This is a genomic window from Janthinobacterium sp. GW460-12-1-14-LB5 (assembly GCF_059423585.1).
In genome coordinates this window covers 1-877 of the sequence record NZ_JBWKYD010000070.1, presented here as the reverse complement: position 1 = coordinate 877, position 877 = coordinate 1, and the positions used below count along the sequence as shown (strand labels likewise).

Sequence of the window (877 nt, the reverse complement as noted above, 5' to 3'; positions counted from 1 at the left end):
ATCTCTCGGGGATTCCAGCCATGTCAAGGGTAGGTAAGGTTTTTCGCGTTGCATCGAATTAATCCACATCATCCACCGCTTGTGCGGGTCCCCGTCAATTCCTTTGAGTTTTAATCTTGCGACCGTACTCCCCAGGCGGTCTACTTCACGCGTTAGCTGCGTTACCAAGTCAATTAAGACCCGACAACTAGTAGACATCGTTTAGGGCGTGGACTACCAGGGTATCTAATCCTGTTTGCTCCCCACGCTTTCGTGCATGAGCGTCAATCTTGACCCAGGGGGCTGCCTTCGCCATCGGTGTTCCTCCACATATCTACGCATTTCACTGCTACACGTGGAATTCTACCCCCCTCTGCCAGATTCTAGCCTTGCAGTCTCCAATGCAATTCCCAGGTTGAGCCCGGGGATTTCACATCAGACTTACAAAACCGCCTGCGCACGCTTTACGCCCAGTAATTCCGATTAACGCTTGCACCCTACGTATTACCGCGGCTGCTGGCACGTAGTTAGCCGGTGCTTATTCTTCAGGTACCGTCATTAGCAAGAGATATTAGCTCTCACCGTTTCTTCCCTGACAAAAGAGCTTTACAACCCGAAGGCCTTCTTCACTCACGCGGCATTGCTGGATCAGGCTTTCGCCCATTGTCCAAAATTCCCCACTGCTGCCTCCCGTAGGAGTCTGGACCGTGTCTCAGTTCCAGTGTGGCTGGTCGTCCTCTCAGACCAGCTACTGATCGATGCCTTGGTAGGCTTTTACCCTACCAACTAGCTAATCAGATATCGGCCGCTCCACGAGCATGAGGTCTTGCGATCCCCCACTTTCATCCTTAGATCGTATGCGGTATTAGCGTAACTTTCGCTACGTTATCCCCCACTC

The 877-nt window shown here is 52.0% G+C and carries 1 rRNA gene; it reads right to left on the bottom strand.

Annotation, left to right across the window (positions count from 1 at the left end):
* Nucleotides 1-877, bottom strand: a 16S ribosomal RNA gene (locus tag AC07X6_RS28555); the annotation flags it as partial.